At 70.7% G+C, this 22,450-nt stretch carries 20 protein-coding genes and 1 riboswitch; of the genes, 5 read left to right on the forward strand and 15 right to left on the reverse strand.

Annotated features, from left to right (window positions below):
• Positions 1 to 74: 74 nt before the first annotated feature.
• Positions 75 to 1,280: an alpha/beta hydrolase gene (locus tag ACWCRA_RS33615; RefSeq protein WP_351558663.1), complete on the reverse strand. Its 1,206-nt coding sequence runs from the start codon at positions 1,278 to 1,280 to the stop codon at positions 75 to 77.
• Positions 1,281 to 1,475: 195 nt separating this feature from the next.
• On the opposite strand from ACWCRA_RS33615, the gene ACWCRA_RS33620 reads away from it, so the two are divergent.
• A complete protein-coding gene (locus ACWCRA_RS33620; protein ID WP_351558664.1) occupies positions 1,476 to 2,537 on the forward strand; it encodes an ArsR/SmtB family transcription factor in 1,062 nt (353 codons plus the stop codon).
• Here ACWCRA_RS33620 and ACWCRA_RS33625 read toward each other — a convergent pair.
• Positions 2,455 to 2,847: a hypothetical protein gene (locus ACWCRA_RS33625; RefSeq protein ID WP_351558666.1), complete on the reverse strand. Its 393-nt coding sequence runs from the start codon at positions 2,845 to 2,847 to the stop codon at positions 2,455 to 2,457. The genes ACWCRA_RS33620 and ACWCRA_RS33625 overlap by 83 nt on opposite strands.
• A gap of 307 nt (positions 2,848 to 3,154) precedes the next feature.
• Between ACWCRA_RS33625 and ACWCRA_RS33630 the strand changes: the two genes are divergently transcribed.
• Positions 3,155 to 3,979 (forward strand): PhzF family phenazine biosynthesis protein, encoded by an 825-nt coding sequence (locus tag ACWCRA_RS33630; protein ID WP_451069343.1) that lies wholly within the window; start codon positions 3,155 to 3,157, stop codon positions 3,977 to 3,979.
• Positions 3,980 to 4,024: 45 nt separating this feature from the next.
• Here the strand turns inward: ACWCRA_RS33630 and ACWCRA_RS33635 are convergent, their stop codons facing one another.
• Together ACWCRA_RS33635 and ACWCRA_RS33640 are read right to left on the reverse strand one after the other, a co-directional pair.
• Positions 4,025 to 4,807 carry a CPBP family intramembrane glutamic endopeptidase gene (locus tag ACWCRA_RS33635; RefSeq protein WP_451069344.1) on the reverse strand — a complete coding sequence of 261 codons (783 nt, stop codon included), beginning with the start codon at positions 4,805 to 4,807 and terminating at the stop codon, positions 4,025 to 4,027.
• A gap of 239 nt (positions 4,808 to 5,046) precedes the next feature.
• On the reverse strand, positions 5,047 to 6,561 hold the full coding sequence (locus tag ACWCRA_RS33640; RefSeq protein WP_351558671.1) for a glutamate--cysteine ligase: 1,515 nt from the start codon (positions 6,559 to 6,561) through the stop codon (positions 5,047 to 5,049).
• Positions 6,562 to 7,062: 501 nt separating this feature from the next.
• Here ACWCRA_RS33640 and ACWCRA_RS33645 point away from each other — a divergent pair.
• Both ACWCRA_RS33645 and ACWCRA_RS33650 read left to right on the forward strand, forming a co-directional pair.
• Positions 7,063 to 7,650: a hypothetical protein gene (locus ACWCRA_RS33645; RefSeq protein ID WP_351558673.1), complete on the forward strand. Its 588-nt coding sequence runs from the start codon at positions 7,063 to 7,065 to the stop codon at positions 7,648 to 7,650.
• 316 nt (positions 7,651 to 7,966) lie between these two features.
• Positions 7,967 to 8,164 carry a DUF5999 family protein gene (locus ACWCRA_RS33650; RefSeq protein ID WP_351558675.1) on the forward strand — a complete coding sequence of 66 codons (198 nt, stop codon included), beginning with the start codon at positions 7,967 to 7,969 and terminating at the stop codon, positions 8,162 to 8,164.
• A 206-nt stretch (positions 8,165 to 8,370) separates the two neighbouring features.
• On the opposite strand, the gene gcvP is transcribed toward ACWCRA_RS33650, so the two are convergent.
• Entirely contained in the window at positions 8,371 to 11,256 is a 2,886-nt protein-coding gene (gene gcvP / locus ACWCRA_RS33655; RefSeq protein WP_451069345.1) for an aminomethyl-transferring glycine dehydrogenase, read from the reverse strand.
• Between the two features lie 186 nt (positions 11,257 to 11,442).
• Positions 11,443 to 11,539: riboswitch (glycine riboswitch) on the reverse strand.
• 114 nt (positions 11,540 to 11,653) lie between these two features.
• Between gcvP and ACWCRA_RS33660 the strand changes: the two genes are divergently transcribed.
• A complete protein-coding gene (locus tag ACWCRA_RS33660; RefSeq protein ID WP_351558678.1) occupies positions 11,654 to 12,037 on the forward strand; it encodes a PRC-barrel domain-containing protein in 384 nt (127 codons plus the stop codon).
• On the opposite strand, the gene ACWCRA_RS33665 is transcribed toward ACWCRA_RS33660, so the two are convergent.
• The 10 genes from ACWCRA_RS33665 to ACWCRA_RS33710 all read right to left on the reverse strand — a co-directional run bounded on the left by ACWCRA_RS33665 (position 11,947) and on the right by ACWCRA_RS33710 (position 22,264).
• Positions 11,947 to 13,551, reverse strand: coding sequence for a DNA polymerase IV (locus ACWCRA_RS33665; protein WP_451069346.1), 1,605 nt, complete (start codon positions 13,549 to 13,551; stop codon positions 11,947 to 11,949). The genes ACWCRA_RS33660 and ACWCRA_RS33665 overlap by 91 nt on opposite strands.
• 102 nt (positions 13,552 to 13,653) lie before the next feature.
• A complete protein-coding gene (locus ACWCRA_RS33670; protein ID WP_351558682.1) occupies positions 13,654 to 14,247 on the reverse strand; it encodes a MerR family transcriptional regulator in 594 nt (197 codons plus the stop codon).
• 216 nt (positions 14,248 to 14,463) lie between these two features.
• Positions 14,464 to 14,937 carry a bifunctional nuclease family protein gene (locus tag ACWCRA_RS33675; RefSeq protein WP_006123076.1) on the reverse strand — a complete coding sequence of 158 codons (474 nt, stop codon included), beginning with the start codon at positions 14,935 to 14,937 and terminating at the stop codon, positions 14,464 to 14,466.
• A gap of 53 nt (positions 14,938 to 14,990) precedes the next feature.
• Positions 14,991 to 15,767, reverse strand: coding sequence for a transcriptional regulator FtsR (ftsR, locus tag ACWCRA_RS33680; RefSeq protein ID WP_351558683.1), 777 nt, complete (start codon positions 15,765 to 15,767; stop codon positions 14,991 to 14,993).
• Between the two features lie 18 nt (positions 15,768 to 15,785).
• A complete protein-coding gene (locus ACWCRA_RS33685; RefSeq protein ID WP_351558691.1) occupies positions 15,786 to 16,673 on the reverse strand; it encodes an FHA domain-containing protein in 888 nt (295 codons plus the stop codon).
• Positions 16,674 to 16,821: 148 nt separating this feature from the next.
• Entirely contained in the window at positions 16,822 to 17,688 is an 867-nt protein-coding gene (locus ACWCRA_RS33690; RefSeq protein ID WP_451069347.1) for a DUF881 domain-containing protein, read from the reverse strand.
• Between the two features lie 5 nt (positions 17,689 to 17,693).
• Positions 17,694 to 18,026: a small basic family protein gene (locus tag ACWCRA_RS33695; protein WP_006376801.1), complete on the reverse strand. Its 333-nt coding sequence runs from the start codon at positions 18,024 to 18,026 to the stop codon at positions 17,694 to 17,696.
• Positions 18,023 to 18,952: a DUF881 domain-containing protein gene (locus ACWCRA_RS33700; protein ID WP_451069348.1), complete on the reverse strand. Its 930-nt coding sequence runs from the start codon at positions 18,950 to 18,952 to the stop codon at positions 18,023 to 18,025. Before ACWCRA_RS33700 ends, ACWCRA_RS33695 begins: the two co-directional genes overlap by 4 nt.
• Positions 18,953 to 19,049: 97 nt before the next feature.
• Complete coding sequence (locus ACWCRA_RS33705; RefSeq protein ID WP_351558689.1) at positions 19,050 to 21,545, reverse strand: mannose-1-phosphate guanyltransferase; 2,496 nt, start codon at positions 21,543 to 21,545, stop codon at positions 19,050 to 19,052.
• A gap of 110 nt (positions 21,546 to 21,655) precedes the next feature.
• Complete coding sequence (locus ACWCRA_RS33710; RefSeq protein ID WP_351558693.1) at positions 21,656 to 22,264, reverse strand: CDP-alcohol phosphatidyltransferase family protein; 609 nt, start codon at positions 22,262 to 22,264, stop codon at positions 21,656 to 21,658.
• Positions 22,265 to 22,450: the final 186 nt, after the last annotated feature.

Raw genomic sequence — 22,450 nt, forward strand, 5'->3', positions numbered from 1 at the left:
GACCGGAACAGGAGCAGGCGCAGCAGCGGGAGCGGGAGCCCGAGCCCGAGTATCGCCGGGGGCCTCGGCGCCGCTCAGCGCCGGAGCGACTCACGGCGCCCGGTGCCGCAGCCCTCCCAGGGCAGATGCCGGGCGAAGAACCCGTGCACGGCCTCGCGCACCGCACGCACCGCCGCGCCCGCGCCGATGGTGCCCGTCAGGGCGACCCGCTCGGCATCGGTCATCAGACCGGCGGCCCGGAGCTGGGGCGCGATCGCCGCGTAGTCGCTGAACACCCAGTGCGCGGCGCCGTCGAGCTGCCGCAGCCGGACCGGGCTCCCCGGGTGGGCGAGCGCGGCCGACCAGGAGCGCGTCAGCTCCGGGCGCCCGGGAAAGCCGTCGGTCCCCATCAGCAGCAGCGGCCGGTCCACTCCGTACCGGGCCACCGGGAACAGCTCGCTCGTCCCCCCGGGCACCGAGGGCGGATGGTCGAGAAAGCCCTCCAGATTGACGGCCGTGTGGAAACGCCGGTCCTCGTGGAGCGCCTGGGCGGCGGCCGTCCCGCCGGCCGAGTGCCCGTAGACACCGGCGCGCCGCACATCGAGGGCGCGGTGCAGCCCCTCCGGCAGCGGTCGCCCCTCCACATCGGGGTTCTCCCCCGCCGCGAGCCGCTCGACCTCTCCGAGCACGAAGCGGAGGTCCGCGACCCGGGTGTCGATCGCGGTGCGGAACAGCTCGGGGTCCAGCCGGGGATCGCCCCGGAACACGGTCTCCCGCAGCTCCTCCGGGCGTCCGGCGCCACCGCCGGGGAAGGCGACCTCGCCCGCGTCCCCCGGGTGGTCGACGGAGACGACGACCCAGCCGCGGCCGGCGAGTTCCTCGGCGACCGCGGTGCCCAGGGTGCGCGGGTCGCCGCCGCCCGGGCTGTGGAGCAGCACCGGCCGCCGTACCGCCTGGGCGGGTGCCTGCGCGTGCGCGTGGGTCCTGGTCGCGGCCCAGTCGACCCCCGCCGTCGGGAGCTGCGGGTGCGTCCGGGGCGCGGACACGCGAAACGACGCGGCGGCGGCCCGGGTCATATGGGGCGCGACCGGGTGTCCGGCGACGGCCGCGGCCGGATAGAACACGGTGGCCATCACCTCCCGGACGAGCACGGGAGACCAGGGGTCGCGCCGGGAGCGGTCGACCAGGTGCAGTGTGGTGCTGCCGACCGGATTCGGGCCGGTGGGGGCCGGCAGACGCACCGTCAGCCCGTTCCCGGACGGCGTCCGCACGACGCCGTCCTCCTCGACGGTCCTCCCCATGGCTCCCCCTCCGCATGACGTTCGGCCGGTGTACCGCACCGCCTGTGCGGTGCGGTACACCGGCCGCCCCCCGTCCCCCCGCGGTTCACTGCCGCGAACCCGGTGGCATGCCCTGAACACTGGCACCCGCGGGGGGAGACGGGCGATCCTTGAGGCCCTGCCCGAAAAGCTGGCGCCAGCCACTGAGGGGATGCAGTGATCCGGATACACTTCACCGCCGCCGACTTCGCCCGGGTCAGGTTCGCCCCCCGGCCCTCCCCTCTGCAGGAACTCAACGCGACGCTCGTCATGATGGGCCGTCCCCATGACGAACTGCTCTACGGCCGCTGGAGGCGGCGGCTGCTCCAGTCGCTGCCGGACGGCAGCGCGCCGCTGAAGGATCTCGCGCCCACCCATGAGGCGCCCGGTTTCCTCAATGTCGTCGACGACACCCTCCAGGGCGGCATCGAGTCCATGCGCGGCTCCCGTCCGGAGCTGGTCCGCTCCGGCCTGGAGCAGTTGTACCCCACCCGGTCCGCGCCCGCCTGGATACGCGATCTGTACCGGGGCGACGCCCATGCCTGGCAGCTCCTGCGCCGGGCGCAGCGGCTGGCGTTCGACGCCGCGCTGCGCCCGGTGTGGCCGCTGGTGGAGGATCTGCACCAGGCGGAGTTCACCCGCCACGCCCTGACCGTGGCCGAGCACGGCATCGGAGCCACCCTGACCGGCCTCTTTCCCAGCAGCTGGCCGCAGGAGGACATCTGGGAGCTGCGGGTGCCGGGGAATCAGGACATCAAGCTGGACGGCCACGGCATCCTGCTGATGCCCACCTTCCATCTGACCGGCCCGCCCTGTCTCTCGCATGTGCCGGAGCGCCCTCTGGTGCTGAAGTATCCGGCGGGTCCCGGTCTGCCGCTCACACCGGACGGGGTGGGCAGCGCGGAGGAGGCGCTGGCCGAGGTGCTGGGGCGGACCCGGTTCGGCATTCTGCTGCTGCTGGCGGACGAGCACACCACGGGCGGGCTCGCCCGCCGGCTGGAGGTCAGCAACGCCACCGTCTCCGCGCACACCGCCGCGCTGCGGGGCTCGGGTCTGATCACCACGGTGCGGGCGGGGCGGGCGGTGCTGCACCGGCGCACCGCGCTGGGGGATCTGCTGATCCGGCGGCACACCGAGGCGCCGCCGGCGGCGGCGCTCACTGCCCCGGCCCCCCGGCGGCATCCCGCAGCGGAGGGAGGATCTCGTCTGCGTCCTCCGCCGTTGCCCCGTCGGCCGTGAAGGGTATGGCGTCCCCCGCCTCGGTCACCAGCCAGCCGAGGATCTCCTCGGTCAGCGGAGTGCCGTTCTCGAAGTCGTTCCAGTGGGCCCGGTGCCCCGAGCCGGGCAGCACCGCCGCGACCGCGTGTGCCCGCTCAAGACGCCAGAAGTCCGGATAGTCCGTCACCGGCCGCAGCGCGCCCCGTTCGGGGTCGACCACGAGGGCCGCGTTGGTCAGGGGCTCCCAGCCCTCGACCGGCAGTTGCCGGCCCATGAGCTCGTCCGTCCCGGAGAAGAACGCGAGCCAGCCCGTCTTGGTGAAATGCATCATGCACGGGATTCTCCCTGCTCCCCGGCAGCCCTCCGGCACCGGGCGACGCCGGGACGGCGGGACGGCGTGCGGCGCGCCGGTCGGCGCCACGACGGTACGAGCGACACCCGGACGACGCGCACCGCACCGCGCGCCGCCGGAACGCAGCGACACCGGGAGCGACACCGGGCCGTGCGCGCCGCACCGCCCGGCCCCGGGCAGCTCCGGCCCTCCGGCGGTACGGTGCCCCGCTCCCCGCCCCCGGGAAGGGCCGCCGGTCTCCGATTGGCCCGCGCCCGCCCCCCGCCCACTCGCTACGGTCGGGCCCATGCGCATTCAGATCGTCGACGCCTTCACCGACACCCCCTTCGCCGGCAACCCCGCCGGTGTCCTGCTGCTGCCGAAGTCCCGCGCGTTCCCCGACGCGGCCTGGCTCCAGCGGGTCGCCGCCGAGGTCAATCTCTCCGAGACCGCCTTCGCCCATCCCCTCCCCGCCGGAGAGGAGGGCGACTGGGCGCTGCGCTGGTTCACCCCCGCCACCGAGGTCGACATGTGCGGGCACGCCACCCTCGCCACCGCGCATGTCCTGCACACCACGGGCGCCGCCGACGGCACCGTCCGGTTCGCCGCCCGCTGCGGGATTCTCACGGCCACGGCCCGGGAGGACGGCACGATCACCCTGGACTTCCCCACCTCCCCGCTCACCCGGGTCGACATCCCGGACGGCATCGCCGAGGCGCTCGGCGCGCCGGTGCTCTCGGTCCACGACACCGGGCCGCACATCGGCGACCTGGTCGTCGAGCTCCGCGACGAGCGGAGCGTGCGCGCGCTGACCCCGGACATCCGCGCTCTCGCCCGGCACTCGCGGCGCGGGATCGTCGTCACCGCCGCCGCCGACGACCCCGGCCTCGGCCACGACTTCGTCTCGCGGGGGTTCTTCCCCGGCGCGGGGATTGACGAGGACCCGGTGACCGGCAGCGCGCACACCGCGCTCGCGCCGTTCTGGTCGGCGCGCCTGGGCCGTACCGAACTGACCGGCCTCCAGGCGTCGGCCCGCTCCGGTCTCGTCCGGTGCTCCCTGCGCGGCGACCGGACCCTGCTGACGGGCCGCGCGGTCACCGTCATCGACGGCGAACTGCTCACCGCGCCCTGACCCGGCGAGGGGCGTGCGGCCCCTCCCGTACGCCCCGGGGGTCCGTCACGGGGTGGGCAGCCATCCGACCCGGCCGGCCAGCAGCGCGTATCCGACGAAGGCCACGATGTCGAGCAGCGCGTGCGCGACCACCAGCGGTCCGACCCGTCCCCACCGGCGGTAGAGCAGCACGAACACCACACCCATGACCATGTTGCCGATGAATCCGCCGATGCCCTGGTAGAGGTGGTACGAGCCGCGCAGCAGCGAACTGGCGGCGAGGGCCGCCATCGGGGTCCAGCCCAGCTGGTCGAGCCGGCGGAGCAGATAGCCGACGACGATCACCTCCTCCACCACGGAGTTCTGGATCGCCGAGAGGATCAGTACGGGGAACTTCCACCACACCTCGGGCAGTGACTCGGGGACGACCGTCAGATTGAACCCGGTGGCCCGCGCCGCCAGATAGAACGCCAGACCGGCGCTGCCGATGCCTGCCGCGACCAGGGTGCCCCGTCCCAGGTCGGGCCAGGGCCTGGTGCGGTCGAAGCCCATGGCCCGCAGTCCGCCCGCGCCCTCCCGGGTCAGCAGATGCGCCACCAATAGGACCGGCACCAGGGCCGTGCTGATACCGAATAGCTGCCAGGCGAGATCGAGCCAGGGGCGGCCGGGCGCGTGCGAGCCGTTCAGCGTCGCCGCCTGATCCTTCAGACCACCCGGTTCGGTCAGCGATCCAACAAAGCTGATCAGCGCCGAGACTCCGCTCGCGCCCAGCGAGAGCGCGAGTACCAGGAGCGTCTCGGACCGCAGAATCCTCCGTGGCGTGCCTTCCTGGGGAAGGGAATCGGCCACGTGTCCGGGCTCCGTCTGCACTCGTGCCTCCAGTCGTTCGATCCCGCGCGGCCTCTCCTCGTCGCGCCGGGTGACGAGGGTACGCAGGGGAGGTCACAGCTTGCCCGATGCGGGTGCGCCGGGGGGAGGCAGGGCGGGGTGTCGCCGAGGGGGCACCCCGCCGGGCGTCACCGGATGTCCGGCTCGCGGCCCGCCGCCGGGCCGTCCGTGCGGAGGGCGCCCCGCCGCCGGGCCGCCCTTCAGGCGCTCCGGCCGGGGAAGCCCACGGGCCAGGTGTGCACCGGTTCGCCCTCGTGCATCAGATCGCAGTAGCGGCGGGTCATCGCCGCGAGGGCCGCGTCCCGCTCCAGACCGGCCTCCCGGGCGCGGTGGTAGGTCTCCGTCTGCCAGGAGGCGCCGTTGACCCGGCGTTTGCAGCGCTCCTCGATCACTCCCAGATACCGGTCCCGGTCGGCGGGTTCCACATTCCACGCGTCGAGTCCGGCGGCTGCCAGCGGCAGCAGTTCATCGCGTACGAGTTTGACGGCCGGCACCCGGGTGATGCCGCCGCCCCGGCCGGGGCGCGGCCACTGGAGCCCGGCGTCGATGCCCTCGCGGCACGCGGTCTCGAAGTTCTCGGCGGCGGCGTCGAAGGGCAGCCGGGTCCACACCGGCCGGGGCTCCTCGGCGAGCGCGCGCACCAGCCCGTAGAAGAAGGCCGCGTTGGCGATGACATCGGTGACGGTGGGCCCGGCCGGGAGCACCCGGTTCTCCACCCGCAGATGGGGTACACCGTCGGCGACCGAGTACACCGGACGGTTCCAGCGGTAGACCGTGCCGTTGTGCAGGACCAGTTCCTGAAGACCGGGGACACCGCCGTCGTCGATGATCCGCAGCGGGTCCTCGTCGTCGTCGCAGATCGGCAGCAGGGCGGGAAAGTAGCGGAGATTCTCCTCGAAGAGGTCGTAGGCGGAATCCACCCAGCGCTCCCCGAACCAGGTGCGCGGCCGCACTCCCTGCGCCTGGAGTTCGGGCGGGCGGGTGTCGGTGGCCTGCTGGAAGAGCGGCGGCCGCGACTCGGGCCAGAGCTCCTTGCCGAAGAGGAACGGGGAATTGGCACCGACGGCGACCTGCACGGCCGCCACGGCCTGCGCGGCATTCCACACATCGGCGAAACGCCCGGGTGTCACCTGAAGGTGCAACTGCACGGATGTGCAGGCCGCTTCGGGGGCAATCGAGGCGGAGGTACAGGTCAGCCGCTCCGCTCCGTCGATATCCAGGGTGAAGGCCTCCCCCCGGGCGGCGACGATCTGCTCGTTGAGCATCGCGTAGCGGTCGACGGCGGAGAGGTTCGCGGAGACCAGATCGTCCTGGGCGAGGGTCGGGAGAATGCCGATCATCACGATCCCGGCGCCCACCTCGTTGGCCTTGCGATGCGCATATCCGAGCCCGGCGCGCAACTCCTCGGCGAGCTGATCGAGAACCCGTCCGCCGAGCCGGTGCGGAACAATGTTTACTTCCAGGTTGAACATTCCCAGCTCGGTCTGGAAATCATGGCTCGCGATGCGTTCCAGGACTTCCGCATTCATCATCCGGGGCAGCCCGTCCGAACCCGCGAGATTCAGCTCGATCTCCAGGCCCATCAGATTCTTGGGCCGGTCGAACCTCTTCTCGGCCAGCAGCCGCCCCAGTCCCGCCAGGCACTGTTGCAGCTTTCGCCGGTACCGCTGGCGATCGGACAGCGCAAAGCTGCCTGTCACGATCTTTTCCCCCATCGAAGCGTCCTCCTCGCGTGGGCACCGCGCGGCATCGGTCGCTCGCGTCACGGACGATAATGCCCAGCCTGGCTGATCCATAACGCGGCGGCCACGCCCGGGGGCGGGTAGGGTGTCAGAAGTGACACGCGGCACATCCCGCTGATGCGATGCGGCCCGCCCGCCGGCAGGGTGCAGTACACAGATACTCCACCCGCCGTATGGTGAAAAACACCGACCGGTTTCGGCCTACCGGCAACTGGGCTAATGCCCTGGCCGTGAAGGAAATTTCCCCGGCAACCCCGCAGATCCCCTGCTGAGGACGGACCTGAACCAGCCTTGTTTTTAATGCGCACGAGCGCTAGCGGAAACACTATGAGAACACGTGTCGTATAAACTTTGCCCAGCAGGCAGAGAGTTGGCGCCCAGTCGCCTTCCCGGCCCTTCTGGCCCCGCACGCTGACAGCGCCGTCCGCATCTGCCTCTGCCTCACCGTGTCTCCCAAGTGAGAGGCGACCCACCATGCCGCTGCACGCCCTACCGGCCCCCGCGCCCGCACTCCGCAGCGTCCTCACCGCACTCGGTTCTCCCACCGCTGTCAGTGAGGACCGCACCCCCGCTCTCCGGTCCGTCCAGGGACCCGCGAGCCCCGAATCACCCCTTCCCGTCCATGTCCTCGACCAGATCGCCCCGACGCCCGCCGGCCCCGGCACCAGGCTCACGGGATGGCGCTTCCTGATCCGCGGCACCGATCGGTACGTCGCCGCCGCGGAGACGGTCCTCACCCCCGACGGCTGGGCCTTCTCGCACTTCTTCGAAGGCCCCTATCTGACCTCCACCGAACGGGCCCTGCGGCAGGCGGAGTCGATGACGACCCCGTTTCAGCCACGGCTGCTCTCCATCCCCGAGCTGTACATGCTCACCCTGTGGCTGCACGGGGACCCGGAGGCCGACGCCGCCTCAGGCACCCTCCTGCCCACCGACGTTCTGATCCCGCTCGCCCCCGCACCCCCCGGGATCGCGGCCGACCGGCCGCACCGGGTCACCGATCTCCTCCCGGTGATGACCCTGCGGCTCACCCCCGCGCCCCTCCTCGGCTCGCCCGCCTGACCGCGCCCCGTTCGCGCCCCGGCGCACGGGCGAATGAGCACTTCGCGCCCCGTGACCACTCGGTCGCGGGGCGCACTTCTGCCCGATCGGACTAGTCCAATCCGACCCCCTGGAACCACCCGAAAGGACAATCCAGCAGGGCTGAACCATCACCTTGGTGGACACGTCTCTTCTGAGTGAGACGAGCTGTCGCGAAATCCCTGCGGGATGACGCCCGTGGGGCAACACTGGGACCGGACCTACAGATACGGGGGCGGCCATGAACACCTCATCGAGCCGCAGGACGTTCACCACACCGCAGCGAAAGAACTCAGCCATGTGCCAGCACCAACCGCCCTGCCCGACATCCGACTCCGCCGACCGGGACGCGGCGCGCCTCGTGGCGCACCATCCGGAGCAGGGCTGGAGCCTGCTGTGCAATGGCGTGCTCCTCTTCGAGGACACCGGCGAGCTCCTCCCCGACGGGCAGATCATCGCCCCTCACCGGGTGGGCCTGACGGCGACGGCGGCGTAGAACCGCCTCCCCCGGCGCCACCCGCGCCATCGCTCCCGCCGCCGTTCCGCCCCGCCCCCGCGCACCCGCCGTCTCCGGCCCGCGCGCGGCACCGGGCGGGCGCTCCGGTCCGGTCCGGTGTACGCGCTCCGGTCCGGGTACGACGAAGGGGCCGGCCGGAGACTTCGCTCCGTACCGGCCCCCCTGCGACAGGCGTCCGCCGTCCGTCAGCGGTCGTACTCCTCCAGCGGCGGGCAGGAGCAGACGAGGTTGCGGTCGCCGAAGGCGCCATCGATCCGGCGCACCGGCGGCCAGTACTTGTCCGCGGCGCTCACCCCGGCGGGGAAGACGGCCGTGTCACGGCTGTACGGGTGGTCCCAGTCACCGCCCAGCGCGGCGGCCGTGTGGGGCGCGTTCCGCAGCGGGCTGTCCTCGACGGGCCACTCGCCCGACGCGACCAGCTCGATCTCCCGGCGAATGGCGATCATCGCATCGCAGAAGCGGTCGATCTCGCTCAGATTCTCGCTCTCGGTGGGCTCGATCATCAGGGTGCCGGCCACCGGGAAGGACATCGTCGGCGCGTGGAAGCCGTAGTCGACCAGCCGCTTGGCGATGTCGTCCACGGTGACTCCGGTGGCCTTCGTCAGCGGGCGCAGATCCACGATGCACTCATGGGCGACCAGACCGGCGGGGCCGGTGTAGAGCACCGGGTAGTGCGGCTCCAGCCGCTTGGCGATGTAGTTGGCGGCCAGCACGGCGACCTGGGTCGCCCGCTTGAGACCCTCGCCGCCCATCAGCCGCACATAGGCCCAGGAGATCGGCAGAATGCCCGCCGAGCCCCACGGCGCGGCCGAGATCGGCCCGACGCCCGTCTCCGGGCCGGCGGTCGGCTGGAGCGGGTGGTTCGGCAGATACGGCGCGAGGTGCGCCCGGACGCCGACCGGCCCGACACCGGGGCCACCGCCGCCGTGCGGGATGCAGAACGTCTTGTGCAGATTCAGGTGCGAGACGTCGCCGCCGAACTTGCCCGGCTTGGCGAGCCCCACCAGCGCGTTGAGATTGGCTCCGTCGACATAGACCTGGCCGCCGGCCTCGTGGACCCGGGCGCAGATGTCGGCGACGTGCTCCTCGAAGACACCGTGCGTCGAGGGGTAGGTGATCATCAGCACGGACAGCTCGTCGCGATACTGGTCGATCCTGGCGCGCAGGTCGTCGACGTCGACCTCGCCGTCGTCGGCGGTCTTCACCACCACGACCTTCATCCCGGCCATCACGGCGCTGGCGGCGTTGGTGCCGTGCGCGGACGACGGGATCAGGCAGACCGTCCGCTGCTCGTCGCCGTTGGCGCGGTGGTAGGCGCGGACCGCGAGAAGACCGGCGAGTTCACCCTGCGAGCCGGCGTTCGGCTGGATGGAGACCTTGTCGTAGCCGGTGACCTCGGCGAGCCGCTCCTCCAGCTCCCGGATGAGCGTCAGATAGCCGGCCGCCTGGTCGACGGGGACGAAGGGGTGGATCTGCCCGAACTCGGGCCAGGTGACCGGCTCCATCTCGGTGGTCGCGTTCAGCTTCATGGTGCAGGAGCCGAGCGGGATCATGCCGCGGTCCAGGGCGTAGTCCCGGTCCGAGAGGCGGCGCAGATAGCGCAGCATCGCCGTCTCGGAGCGGTGCTGGTGGAAGACCGGGTGGGAGAGATAGTCGTCGGTGCGCAGCAGCGCGGCCGGCAGGGTGTCCTCGGTGGTCCCGTCCAGCGCGTCGATGTCGCCGGTCACGCCGAAGGCGGCCCACACGGCGGTGAGCTGGGCGCGCAGGGTGGTCTCGTCGCAGGCGACGGAGACGTGCGAGTCGTCGACCAGGCGCAGATTGACCCCGCCCTCACGGGCGGCCGCGACCACATCGTCCGCGGTGCCCGGCACCCGTACGGTCAGGGTGTCGAAGTAGGAGTCGTGGAGGACCTCCACACCGCCGGCGGTCAGGCCCGCGGCGAGCAGGGTGGCGTAGCGGTGGGTGCGCCGGGCGATGGCGCGCAGTCCGTCCGGCCCGTGGTAAACCGCGTACATCCCCGCCATCACGGCGAGCAGCACCTGCGCGGTGCAGATGTTGCTGGTGGCCTTCTCGCGCCGGATGTGCTGCTCACGGGTCTGGAGTGCGAGCCGGTACGCCTTGTTGCCGTCGGCGTCGACGGAGACACCGACGAGCCGGCCGGGCAGGCTGCGGGCGAACTTCTCCCGGACGGCCATGAAACCGGCGTGCGGGCCGCCGAAGCCCATGGGGACGCCGAAGCGCTGGGTGGTGCCGACGGCGATGTCGGCGCCGAGCTCACCGGGCGGGGTGAGGAGGGTGAGGGCCAGCAGATCGGCGGCGACGGTGACGATCGCGCCGAGCGCCCGCGCCTGCTCGATCACCGGCTTGATGTCGCGTACGGCCCCGGAGGCCCCCGGGTACTGGAGCAGGACGCCGAAGACACCGCGCTCGGCGATCTCGGCCGGGATGCCGGCGCTGAGGTCGGCGGTGACGACCTCGACACCGGTGGGCTCCGCGCGGGTCTCGATGACCGCGAGGGTCTGCGGCAGTACGTCGGAGTCGACCAGGAAGATCCCGTTCTTGACCTTTCCGACCCGTCGGGCGAGCGACATCGCCTCGGCGGCGGCGGTGCCCTCGTCGAGGAGGGAGGCTCCGGAGGTGGGCAGCCCGGTCAGCTCGGCGACCATCGTCTGGAAGTTCAGCAGAGCCTCCAGCCGGCCCTGGGAGATCTCCGGCTGGTAGGGCGTGTACGCCGTGTACCAGGACGGGTTCTCCATGACGTTGCGCAGGATGACCGGGGGCGTGAAGGTGCCGTGGTAACCGAGGCCGATCATGGGCGCCAGCACGGTGTTGCGGTCGGCGAGGCCGCGCAGCTCGGCGAGGACCTCGGCCTCGGTGCGGGCGTCCGGGAGGGCCAGCGCCTCCGCGCTCTTGATGACATCGGGGACCGCCGCGGCGGTCAGCTCGTCCAGCGAGCCGTATCCCACCTGCGCCAGCATCTTGGCCTGGGCCGCCGCGTCGGGGCCGATGTGGCGCTGCTCGAACGGGGTGCCCTGCTCCAACTGGGAGAGCGGAATGCGGTTGGCGGTCATGTAGGAGGCCTCCTGGTCTGACACGACCTGCGAGAGGCACCACCGCACGCGGGGTGCCCTGGACGGGCCTCCCCCTCTGTCATCTCAACCTGAGAGCTTCACCGGGCCGCCCGACTGCGACGCCCCGGCTTTCACCGTCGGTGAGAGCGGATGCCGTCCGACGCCCGCCCTGCTTTCCAGAGTGACCTCGTCCGCGCGGTACAGGTGCCTGAGAGATTCCGGGGAGGATTTGCTCCTTCGGCGCCACCGTCGTCCTGCCGGTGGACTCTCCCGCGCGGGGTCAGCAGCCGCTTGCCAGCCTACCAGCGTGACCTTTCAACAATCGCTCAAGTGGCCGACACCTGCGAAGTGCCCTTTTGTATGGATCAAAGAGCAGTTGCGACCATATGGAGGGACCGTGCAGACCGATATCGATCCGCGCAGCCTGATCGGCCGCAAGGCGTTCGACCGCGACGGGGCCAAGATCGGCACCGTGGACGAGGTGTACCTGGACGATGCCACCGGTACACCCGAATGGGCGGCAGTGCGCACCGGGCTCTTCAGCCGGGACGCCTTCGTCCCGCTGGAGCCGAGCACCTTCGTCGACGACACCCTGCGTGTTCCCTATGAGCGCTCGCTGATCAAGGACGCACCGGACTTCGGTGTCGGCCGCCATCTCTCCCCCGAACAGGAGCTCCAGCTCTACCACCACTACGGCCTCGAACTCTCCGTGTCGCCGGAGGTGCCCGTCGCGCCCCCCGACGACCGCTCCTTCGGACAGGTCGCGGGCGACGAGGACTGACCGGCGGCGCCGGCCGGCCCCGCCGGGTTCTCCGGGCTCCCCGGCGGCGCGTCCGGCGGCCCCTCGGGCGGGCTCTCCGGCGGGGCGACCAGGGGCAGCGGATCGGAGGGCTCCAGATCGGGGTCGTCCACCCGGAAGGTCCGCACGCGCCCCGGCGGGGAGAGCGGGTCCTCGAACCGCACGGTGACCCGTCCGACACCGCTGCCCTGCACCCATCCCGCCCCGTGGACCGCGTGACGCACGTCGTTGCCGGCGGACCAGCGCCGCTCGGCGGGTCCGCCGGACGGGCCGGCGGTGCCCCCCGCCGCCACGGGCGCGCTCCGCCCCTCCGCCGGGTCCCCGTCCCGCCCGGCCGGTTCCCGCCGCTCGTCCGGTGCGTCCGGTGCGCCACCCGGGGGCGCCGCCGCGCTGTCCGGGGCGGCGCCCCCGGGGCGCTCACCGGCTGCGGCCTGCGCGAAGAGGTCCTCCTGGGTGTAGTCGGCGAGCCCGGACACCCCGACGCCCAGCAGCCGGACACCGCCCGTGGTGTCCACGGACTCCAGGAGGCGCGCCGCCGCCTCCCGGACGACCGCGGGATCGTCCGTCGGCCCCCGGAGCGTCTCCGAGCGCGTCAGCGTCGAGAAGTCGTACCGCCGGACCTTCAGCACGATCGTCCGCCCCGAGTGCCCGGAGGCCCGCAGCCGCTGGACACAGCGGTCCGCGAGCCGCTCGACCTCGATCCTGATCCGGACCCGGTCGTGCAGATCCACGTCGAAGGTGTCCTCCACCGACACGGATTTGGTGTCCCGCTCGGCGACCACGGGCCGGTCGTCGAAGCCCAGGGCCATCCGGTGCAGCGCGGTGCCGTGCGCCCTGCCGAGCAGCCGCACCAGCTCGTCCTCGCCCGCCTCGGCGACCTCGGCGCAGGTCGTCATGCCCGCGCGCCGCAGATGCTCGCCGGTCGCCGGGCCGACGCCGGGCAGCGTCCGCACGGTCAGCGGCCCCAGCAGCTCACGCTCGGTCCCCGGCTCCATCACCACCAGACCATCCGGTTTCGCCTGCTCGGAGGCGATCTTCGCCAGCATCTTCGAGCCGGCGAGGCCCACTGATCCGGTGAGCCCGGTGACGGAGCGTATATCCGCCCGCAGCCGCTCTCCGGCGGCCCGCGCCGACGGTAGATCCGAGGCCGCGCCGCTCGCCTCCAGATCGACGAAGGCCTCGTCCAGACTGAGCGGCTCCACCAGCGGCGACAGGGAACGCAGCAGCTCCATGACCTGTTCGCTGATGGCGCGGTAGAAGGAGAAGCGCGGCACCAGATACGCCGCGTTCGGCGCGAGCCGCCGGGCCTGGGCCATGGGCATCGCCGAGTGGACCCCGAACCGTCTCGCCTCGTACGAGGCGGTGGCCACGACACCGCGCGGACCGAGCCCGCCGACGATCACGGGCTTTCCGCGCAGACTCGGCTTCGCCGCCTGTTCGGCTGCGGCGTAGAACGCATCCATGTCCAGATGCAGAATCGTCGGCGCGGATCTCACATCTCCGATGCTGCCCTACGCCACTGACAATGCCCGCCGGGCCATTCGCCGTGTCCTTCCGGCCGGGCCGGGAGGAAGGCGGGGCGGGGTCCGCCGAACGGGTCAGACGGCCCGGTTCTGCCGGCGCCTGGCCAGCTCGTCGGCGGGATTGTGGCCGATCAGGGTCTCACCGGTGTCGACCCGCTCACCGTGCAGCTGCGACAGCGCCGTCTCGACATCGCGCCAGACCACGCCGACCGCGATACCGAAGATCCCCTGTCCGCCCTGGAGGAGGCTCACCACCTCGTCGGGCGACGAGCACTCGTAGACGGTCGCGCCGTCGCTCATCAGCGTCATCCGCTCCAGATCGGCGTGGCCGCGCGCCCTGAGGTGCTGCACGGCCGCCCGGATGTTCTGGAGCGCCACCCCGGTGTCCAGGAATCGCTTCACGATCTTCAGGACGACCACATCGCGCAGGCTGTAGAGCCGCTGGGCCCCCGCGCCGCGAGCCGGCCGCACACTCGGCTCGACCAGGCCGGTACGCGCCCAGTAGTCGAGCTGCCGATAGGTGATGCCGGCCGCCGCACACGCGGTCGGCCCTCGATAGCCGACCGTGTCCGCCGACGGGTCGACCGCACTCTCCGGGAGCGGATACGGCCCGCTCTCCCCCAGGGCTCGCCCGAGGGCCCCCACCGCACCGCCGCCGCTGCTTCTCACGCCGACCTCCATCCTTGACCTGCCCACCCGACGGTAGGCAGTCACCAGGGGTGCGTCAACGATCGCCACACTCGGCACGCCGAGTGATAATCACCCTGAGAGTGGTTTCTCGTGCCCCAAAACGGGGAAGACGTGCCCGAATGCGCCCAAGCCGACAGTCTCGGCCTCTCCGGTGACCGCCAGTGGACCGGCGGTCACCTGCTCACCGTACGGCGGTCACTGGCTGTTGGTTCCGAAGTCCTCCGGCGAGATCTGATCGAGGAACTCGCGGAACTTCTCCACCTCGTCCTCCTGCTCATCCGGAATCGCGATACCCGCGTCGTCGAGCACCCCGTCACTGCCGTAGATCGGCGTGCCGGTGCGCAGGGCGAGCGCTATGGCGTCGGAGGGACGCGCGCTCACCTCGACTCCGCTGGCGAAGACCAGCTCCGCGTAGAAAACCCCTTCGCGCAGGTCGGTGATGCGGACCTCGGTGAGTTCCTGCCCCACCGCCTCCAGCACATCCTTGAAGAGGTCATGGGTCAGCGGTCTGGCAGGTGCCATGCCCTGCTGGGCAAAGGCAATGGCGGTCGCCTCCCCGGGACCGATCCAAATGGGGAGGTACCGGTCGCCTCCCACTTCACGCAGGAGCACGATCGGTTGGTTGGAGGGCATTTCCACCCGGACACCCACAACGTCGAGCTCGTTCACACAGCAACCCTAGGACGTGCCCGGCCCGTTTGGGTAGTCGGGCACGTTCTGGATCAGCCGAGACGGACTCCGAGGGCACTCTGCAACAGGGCCGCGTGCAGCCGTACGGACAGCTCCGCCAGCTCTTTCGCCGTGGCCTCCGCATGTGCCCTGGTCTGCGGATTGCGATGCCGCCGCAAGGGTGCGACCACCTGCTCCACCAGCCCGGCATCCCGCTCGGCGGAAGCCTTCATGGCCCGCAGATGACGCGGTTCCAGACCGAATCCGCCCAGGTCGGCCACCAACCTGGCCACCGTCACCGACTCGGCGTCGAAACTGCCGGCGGCGTCAGGGGTGAGCAGGCCGTAGGACTCCCAGACGGCCAGCTGCTCCTCCGAGACCCCGGCGGCGGCCAGCAGAGCCGCCCGGCCGATCCGTGCGGCCGTACGGCGCTCACCGGCGGCCTCCCAGACCCCGGCGGCCCCTGCCGCCCCGGCCGGCGCCTCGCCCTGCGAGCCCTGAGCGGGCAACTGGACCTGTTCACCCCGGGCGACGGCGTCCAGATGCTCACGGATCACCTTCAGCGGAAGATAGTGGTCCCGCTGCATCCGCAGTACCTGGGCCAGCCGCTCCACATCGGCCGAGGTGAATTTGCGGTACCCCGACGGTGTGCGCCGCGGCTCCACGAGACCTTCGGCCTCCAGGAAGCGGATCTTGGAAATCGTGACTTCGGGAAACTCGTCGCGCAACTGACCGAGCACCGTCCCGATGCTCATCAGCCGCTCACCCGCGGCGAGCCGCCCCGCCGCGGTGGCGGTGCCGTGACCGGCACCGCCCGTCGGTGTTCGCATGGTGCCTTCCCCGCCGGGTTACAGGCCCCGCTGCTGGCTCGCGTAGAAGACCAGCCGGTACTTGCCGATCTGGACCTCGTCACCATTGGCCAGATAGACCGAGTCGATCCGCTCGCGATTGACATAGGTGCCGTTCAGGCTGCCCACATCGGCGACGCCGAAGCTGCCGTCCGGATTCCGGCGGAACTCCACATGGCGGCGGGACACCGTCACGTCGTCGAGGAAGATATCGCTCTGCGGGTGACGGCCGGCCGTGGTCAGCTCGCCGTCCAGCAGGAAGCGGCTGCCCGAATTGGGGCCGCGCCGGACCACCAGCAGCGCCGAACCGAACGGCAGGGCCTCGACGGCGGCCTGCGCCTCCGGGGAGAGCGACGGAAGCTGTGTCTGCCCCGTCACCTCGGAGTCGTATGCCTCCAGGCCCGAGATGGAGATGGTGGACGTCGTCTCCGACGCCCGCTCCGCGGGCGCCTGGCCCCGCAGCGGCGCGCCACAGTTCGAGCAGAACTTGCTCGACTGCGGATTGCGGTTCCCGCACCTCGTACACACCGTCACGGCCGCCATGGACCGGTCCTCCTGCCGCGGCTGTCCCCCATGGGGATTGGTCGCGTACGGATCGGGGGCATACCCTCCACCCGTACCTGAGGCTGCTGGTTCCCCGAAACCTATGCGGCCGGGACCCGCAGGGTCAACAGACGACGCGCCCCGCCCACCGGGAATGTCACCACCCGGCCCGGAGACCTCATCCCGGAAGAGCGGACGCTCGCCGCCCTGCTCCTCCTCCTGGCCATGACGCCGCGCGCGATGCTTGGCGTTTCCGCCGTCCTCGCGCGAGCTCTTGCCGAACAACTTCGCAAACAATTTCACGGGCGATTCCCCTTGACCGAAATAGACCCGCCCGTGGGGCAGGACGAACCCTCAATGACCACACCTGCCGACCCGGACATCATCACAACGTCCGTACCCATCAGACAGTTTCCACCACGCGGCACAGCTTCTGTGTGCCGACCCCTCGCAACCTCATGCCCCGACCCGCCGGGCACCGTACACCGCCGCCTCACTGCGCCGACGACCGAGCGTAGTCAGGCCGCTCCGCGGGCCGCAAGGCGCCCACGACGATCTTCTCCGAGCGGACCACCGAAGCGGTGGCCTGCTCCTTCTCCAGCGTCTGCACCACTCCGCCCGGAATGTTCAGGGCGGGCTCAAGATCCTGCGGCTTCCCGATGACCTTGAAGATGTACGGCGCCCCGATCCGGTTCCCGTCCACCTCGATGTCGCCGCCCGTACCGGTGAAGTACGTATCCGCCACGACCCGGTGGTCATTGACCTGGATGGCCTCGGCGCCCGCGGCCCGCAGCTCCTGGATCGCGTCGAGCAGCATGTCGGCCTCCACCCGGCCGGAGCCGTCGGTGATGGTGAGCGTGATCCCGGGGCCCTGGGCGGCGACCGTACCCGCGAGAATGCCGAGCTGCTGCTCCTTCTGCTCGGTCTGCCTGCGGGCCTCCTCGGCCTGGTCCGAGCTGTTCTCCAGCTCGGTGCGCTGGGTCTCCAGCCGCTGCTTCTCGTCCTCCAGGCGCTCGGTGCGGTTGTCCAGCTCATCGAGAATCCGCACCAGATCCTCCTGCCGGGCACCGCGCAGAGCGCTGTTGTCGCTGGTCGAGCGGACCTGGATGGCGAGCCCGAGACCCAGGACGAACAGCAGCACCGCGACCGTGAGTTGAGCACGTGTCACCCGCGGCGGCCAGAGGCCGGCGACCAGCCGCTGGCGCCCCGTCATCCCGGCCCGCGGGCCGGCCGGGGCCGACCGCTCCGGCCCGGACTGCGGCTCGGGCTGCGGCTCTCGCGAGGGGACCTCGCCGGCGGCCGGCTCCCTGCCCTCCGGGTCTCCGTTCACCGGGCCGCCCTTCATCGGATCGCTGCTCATCGGCCTCACGCCCGGAAGACGTGCCGGCGGATCGCGGCGGCGTTGGAGAAGATCCGGATGCCGAGCACCACCACCACACCCGTGGAGAGCTGGGCGCCGACGCCCAGCTTGTCCCCGAGGAAGACGATCAGCGCCGCCACCACCACATTGGACAGGAAGGAGACCACGAAGACCTTATCGACGAAGATCCCGTCCAGCATGGCCCGCAGTCCGCCGAAGACGGCGTCCAGCGCCGCCACCACAGCGATCGGCAGATAGGGCTCGACCACCGCCGGAACCTCGGGCCGGACCAGCAGTCCGGCCACGACTCCGACGACGAGGCCCAGTACGGCGATCACGATGTGCCCTTCCCTGTGTCTGCCGTGCCCTGCCCGCTGCCCTTCCCGGCGGAGGCGGTCCTCGGCTCTGCTGTACGTACGATCAGGCTCGGGGCCGCCGCGAGACGCACCGTGTCCTCGGTGGAGACACTGAAGCGGATACCGAAGTTCTCCCGCAGCGCGTGCAGATACCGGCCGTCGACGCTGTCCCGGAACTCCGTGTCCAGCCTCTTTCCGTCCCCCACCGCCAGCACCGTATAGGGCGGCACCAGCGGCCTGTTGTCCACCAGTATGGCGTCTCCGGCGGCCCTGATCGCGGACAGGGCCGTCAGCCGCTGCCCGTTGATGGCCACGGCCTCCGCACCGGACTCCCACAGCCCGTTGACCACCCGCTGCATGTCACGGTCCCGCACCCGGCCCGTATCGCTGAACCCGCTGCTCTCGCGCGGCCCGCCGCCGCCCTGGGCGGTGTCCTCGCGGTCGTCGACCACGAGCTTCACACCCGGGCCCTCGACCTCGGTGGCCCCCGCCATCAGCGACACCACCTGGTGCCGGCCGTCGCCCGGCGTCCTGAGCGCCTTGCGCTGACGCTCCCCCACCTCGTCCCGGAGCCGGTCCACTCCGCGCTCCAGCGCGTCGGCGTCCGAGGTCTCCGCCTCGATGCGGTCGATCAGCTCCTCGCGCTCCTTCGCCAGCACCGGAGCCGATATCCGCGCCTCCGCCGCACCCACCGTGACGATCAGAGCGGCGAGCACCAGGCCGGCCGCGAGACCCAGCCGGGCGCGCAGCGAGCGGGGCAGTCCACCGCCCTCCGCCTGCCGGCGCGCGGTCGCCTCGGCGTACCCGTCGTCGAGGCTGTGCTCCATCACATTCGTCAGCAGCGACATCGAGGCGTCGGGACGCGGGGGCGGGGAGCCAGTGCTCCGAACGGGGTGCTGCTGCGGCATGCCGCACATCGTCGCACGTCGTGGGCGCTACCGCCGAATGGCCCCACCGGTGTGCCGGACGCCTCGCTTCCGAAACGTCCGGCACACCGCTCACACCTCAGTGACCTGCGCTGTCCACCACCGCCGACCAGTCGTTGAGCAGTTCCTGAGCCGACGCGTCATCGGGCCCTTCCGCCCACAGATGAGTGACGGCCTCCGAGGGATCGGGCAGGACCATCACCCACCGTCCATCGGCCTCGACGACCCGCACCCCGTCGGTGGTGTCGACCTCGCGCTCACCGGCCGCCTCGACGACCCGCCGCATCACCAGTCCCTTGACCGCCCAGGGCGTGGCCAGATCACGCTTGAGCACATGAGCCCGCGGAATCCGCGCATCGATCTGACTCAGCGTGAGCTGGGTGCGCGCCACCAGACCGACCAGCCGCACCAGGGCCGCCGTACCGTCGAAGACGCTGCTGAACTCCGGCACGATGAAGCCGCCGCGGCCGTCGCCGCCGAAGATGGTGGTCTCCTCACGGCCCACCCGCGTCAGATCGTCGGGCGATGTCGTCGTCCACTCCACCTGGGTGCCGTGGTACGCCGCCACCTGCTCGGCGATACGGGTCGTGGTCACCGGCAGCGCCACCCGCCCGCTGCGCCGCTCCGCGGCCACCAGGTCGAGCAGCACCAGCAGCGCCCGGTCGTCCTCGATGATCCTGCCGCGTTCGTCCACGAGGGAGAGCCGCTCGCCCACCGGGTCGAACCGCACCCCGAAGGCGGCCCGCGCCGACGCCACGATCTCACCCAGCCGCACCAGCCCGGCCCGGCGGGTGTCGGCGGTCTCGGTGGGCCTTGCCTCGTCGAGACCCGGATTGATGGTCAGGGCATCCACCCCGAGCCGGCCCAGCAGGCTGGGCAGCACAAGCCCCGCGCTGCCGTTGGAGGCGTCCACGACCAGCTTCAGCCCGGACTCGGCGATGCCGGTGGTGTCGACATTGCGGAGCAGGGACCCGGTGTACGAGTCGAAGACGCTGGCCGGGAAGTACAGGTCACCGATCTCGCCCGGGAACGCCCGCCGGTACTCCTGCCGTGCGTAGACCCGGTCCAGCTTCCGCTGTCCGGCCTGGGAGAGGTCGGCACCCCGTTCGTCGAAGAACATGATGTCGACGGAGTCCGGCACACCGGGCGAGGTACGGATCATGATGCCGCCGGCGCTGCCGCGCGCGGTCTGCTGCCGTGCGACGGGCAGCGGCACATTCTCCAGATCCCGCACATCGATGGCGCTCGCCTGGAGGGCCGAGATCACCGCCCTTTTCAGCGCTCGCGCACCACGGGAGTGGTCACGGGCGGTCGTGACGGTGGACCCCTTCTTCAGGGTGGTCGCATAGGCCCCGGCGAGCCGCACGGCAAGCTCCGGGGTGATCTCCACATTGAGAATCCCGGACACTCCCCGGGTGCCGAAGAGATGCGCCTGGCCGCGCGACTCCCAGATGACCGAGGTGTTGACGAAGGCGCCGGCCTCGATGGTCTTGAACGGGTAGACGCGGACATTGCCCTGGACGATCGACTCCTCGCCCACCAGACACTCGTCACCGATGACGGCACCGTCCTCGATCCGGGCGGCCCGCATGATGTCGGTGTTCTTGCCGATCACACAGCCGCGCAGATTGGAGTGCTCGCCGATGTAGACGTTGTCGTGGACGACGGCCTTGTGGAGAAACGCGCCGCTCTTCACGACGACATTGGAGCCCACGACCGTGTGCTCGCGGATCTCCACATCGGCTTCCACCTTGGCGTAGTCGCCGATGTAGAGCGGACCGCGCAGGACAGCGTCGGGGTGCACCTCGGCGCCCTCGGCCACCCAGACGCCGGGAGAGATCTCGAAGCCGTCGATGTCGACGTCGACCTTGCCCTCCAGGACATCCGCCTGGGCCTTCACATAGCTCTCGTGGGTGCCGACATCCTCCCAGTAGCCCTCGGCGATATAGCCGAAGATCGGCTTGCCCTCCTTCATGAGCTGCGGGAACACATCGCCGGACCAGTCGACGGAGACATCCGCTTCGACATAGTCGAAGACCTCGGGCTCCATGACGTAGATACCGGTGTTCACCGTGTCCGAGAAGACCTGGCCCCAGGTGGGCTTCTCCAGGAACCGCTCGACCTTGCCCTCTTCGTCGACGATGGTGATGCCGAATTCCAGCGGGTTGGGCACCCGGGTCAGACAGACCGTGACCAGCGCGCCCTTCTCCTTGTGGAAGGAGATCAGGTCGGTGAGATCGAAATCCGTGAGGGCATCACCGGAGATGACGAGAAAGGCATCGTCCTTCAGCGCTTCCTCGGCGTTCTTCACACTGCCGGCGGTGCCGAGCGGTTTCTCCTCATTGGCATAGGTGAGCTCCATTCCGAGCTCTTCGCCGTCACCGAAGTAGTTCTTGACCAGCGAGGCGAGGAACTGGACGGTGACGACGGTTTCATTGAGCCCGTGGCGCTTCAGCAGCCGGAGCACATGCTCCATGATCGGCCTGTTGACGACAGGGAGCAGTGGTTTGGGCATGCTTGAAGTCATGGGGCGAAGTCGGGTGCCTTCGCCACCAGCCATCACGACGGCCTTCATGTCGGAAGCGTCCTCCTTGAGAGAGACGGTCTAGCCGACTTCGCTCGTCCAAAGAGGCCCTCTGGCGTCATGCTGGGCGTGCGACACTGCACAGCTTCGCATCGACGAGGTCAATCGGCCACTGCGTCCGCCTTGACGAGTCGGCGAACCTGGACCACATACAGGATTCCTGCCCACCAATACAGAGTTGTACCCCATCCGGCGAAGGCCCATCCGAAAATAGCAGCGAGTGACGCGAGCCACCCTGATCCGTCACTGAGCAGCAGCAACGGGAAGGCGTACATCAGGTTGAAGGTCGCGGCCTTGCCCAGGAAGTTCACCTGCGGCGGGGGATAACCGTGCCGGCGGAGGATTCCCACCATCACCAGAAGCATCAGCTCGCGGGCCAGGAGAGCCGCGGTGAGCCAGAGCGGCAGGATCTCGCGCCAGGTCAGACCCACCAGGGTCGACAGAATGTAAAGTCTGTCGGCGGCCGGGTCCAGAAGGCGCCCCAGGCTGCTGACCTGGTTCCATCGGCGGGCGAGCTTCCCGTCCAGGTAGTCACTGATCCCGCTGAGCATCAGCACCAGCAGGGCCCAGCCGTCGCTGTTCGGACCGCCGAAGACCGGGCGGAGAATCAGCCACAGGAAGAGCGGTACGCCCACCAGGCGCGCCATGCTGAGGATGTTGGGGATGGTGAGTACCCGGTCCGTCTGAACGCGGGTCTCCTGGACCTCCACCCGGGGGCCTCCTGTGTGCAATGTGCCGATGACTCCTCCCCGACCTTACCGTCAGCCGGCCGGGATACGGACACAGGGGCCGCTCCGAACGGGTCCTGAACGCAGAAATGCCTCAGCCCCCCGGACCATAAAGATCCAGGGGACTGAGGCTAAAAATTGTTCGGCGGCGTCCTACTCTCCCACAGG

Source organism: Streptomyces sp. NPDC001889 (genome assembly GCF_053594535.1).

Bases quoted from the DNA above. Each gene is read 5' to 3' on its own strand.
- ACWCRA_RS33705 (WP_351558689.1), bottom strand. From the start codon at position 21,545: ATGAAGGCCGTCGTGATGGCTGGTGGCGAAGGCACCCGACTTCGCCCC.
- ACWCRA_RS33645 (WP_351558673.1), top strand. From the start codon at position 7,063: ATGCCGCTGCACGCCCTACCGGCCCCCGCGCCCGCACTCCGCAGCGTC.
- ACWCRA_RS33640 (WP_351558671.1), bottom strand. From the start codon at position 6,561: ATGGGGGAAAAGATCGTGACAGGCAGCTTTGCGCTGTCCGATCGCCAG.
- ACWCRA_RS33690 (WP_451069347.1), bottom strand. From the start codon at position 17,688: ATGAGCAGCGATCCGATGAAGGGCGGCCCGGTGAACGGAGACCCGGAG.
- ACWCRA_RS33650 (WP_351558675.1), top strand. From the start codon at position 7,967: ATGTGCCAGCACCAACCGCCCTGCCCGACATCCGACTCCGCCGACCGG.
- ACWCRA_RS33625 (WP_351558666.1), bottom strand. From the start codon at position 2,847: ATGATGCATTTCACCAAGACGGGCTGGCTCGCGTTCTTCTCCGGGACG.
- ACWCRA_RS33615 (WP_351558663.1), bottom strand. From the start codon at position 1,280: ATGGGGAGGACCGTCGAGGAGGACGGCGTCGTGCGGACGCCGTCCGGG.
- ACWCRA_RS33700 (WP_451069348.1), bottom strand. From the start codon at position 18,952: ATGCCGCAGCAGCACCCCGTTCGGAGCACTGGCTCCCCGCCCCCGCGT.
- ACWCRA_RS33630 (WP_451069343.1), top strand. From the start codon at position 3,155: ATGCGCATTCAGATCGTCGACGCCTTCACCGACACCCCCTTCGCCGGC.
- gcvP (WP_451069345.1), bottom strand. From the start codon at position 11,256: ATGACCGCCAACCGCATTCCGCTCTCCCAGTTGGAGCAGGGCACCCCG.
- ftsR (WP_351558683.1), bottom strand. From the start codon at position 15,767: ATGCGAACACCGACGGGCGGTGCCGGTCACGGCACCGCCACCGCGGCG.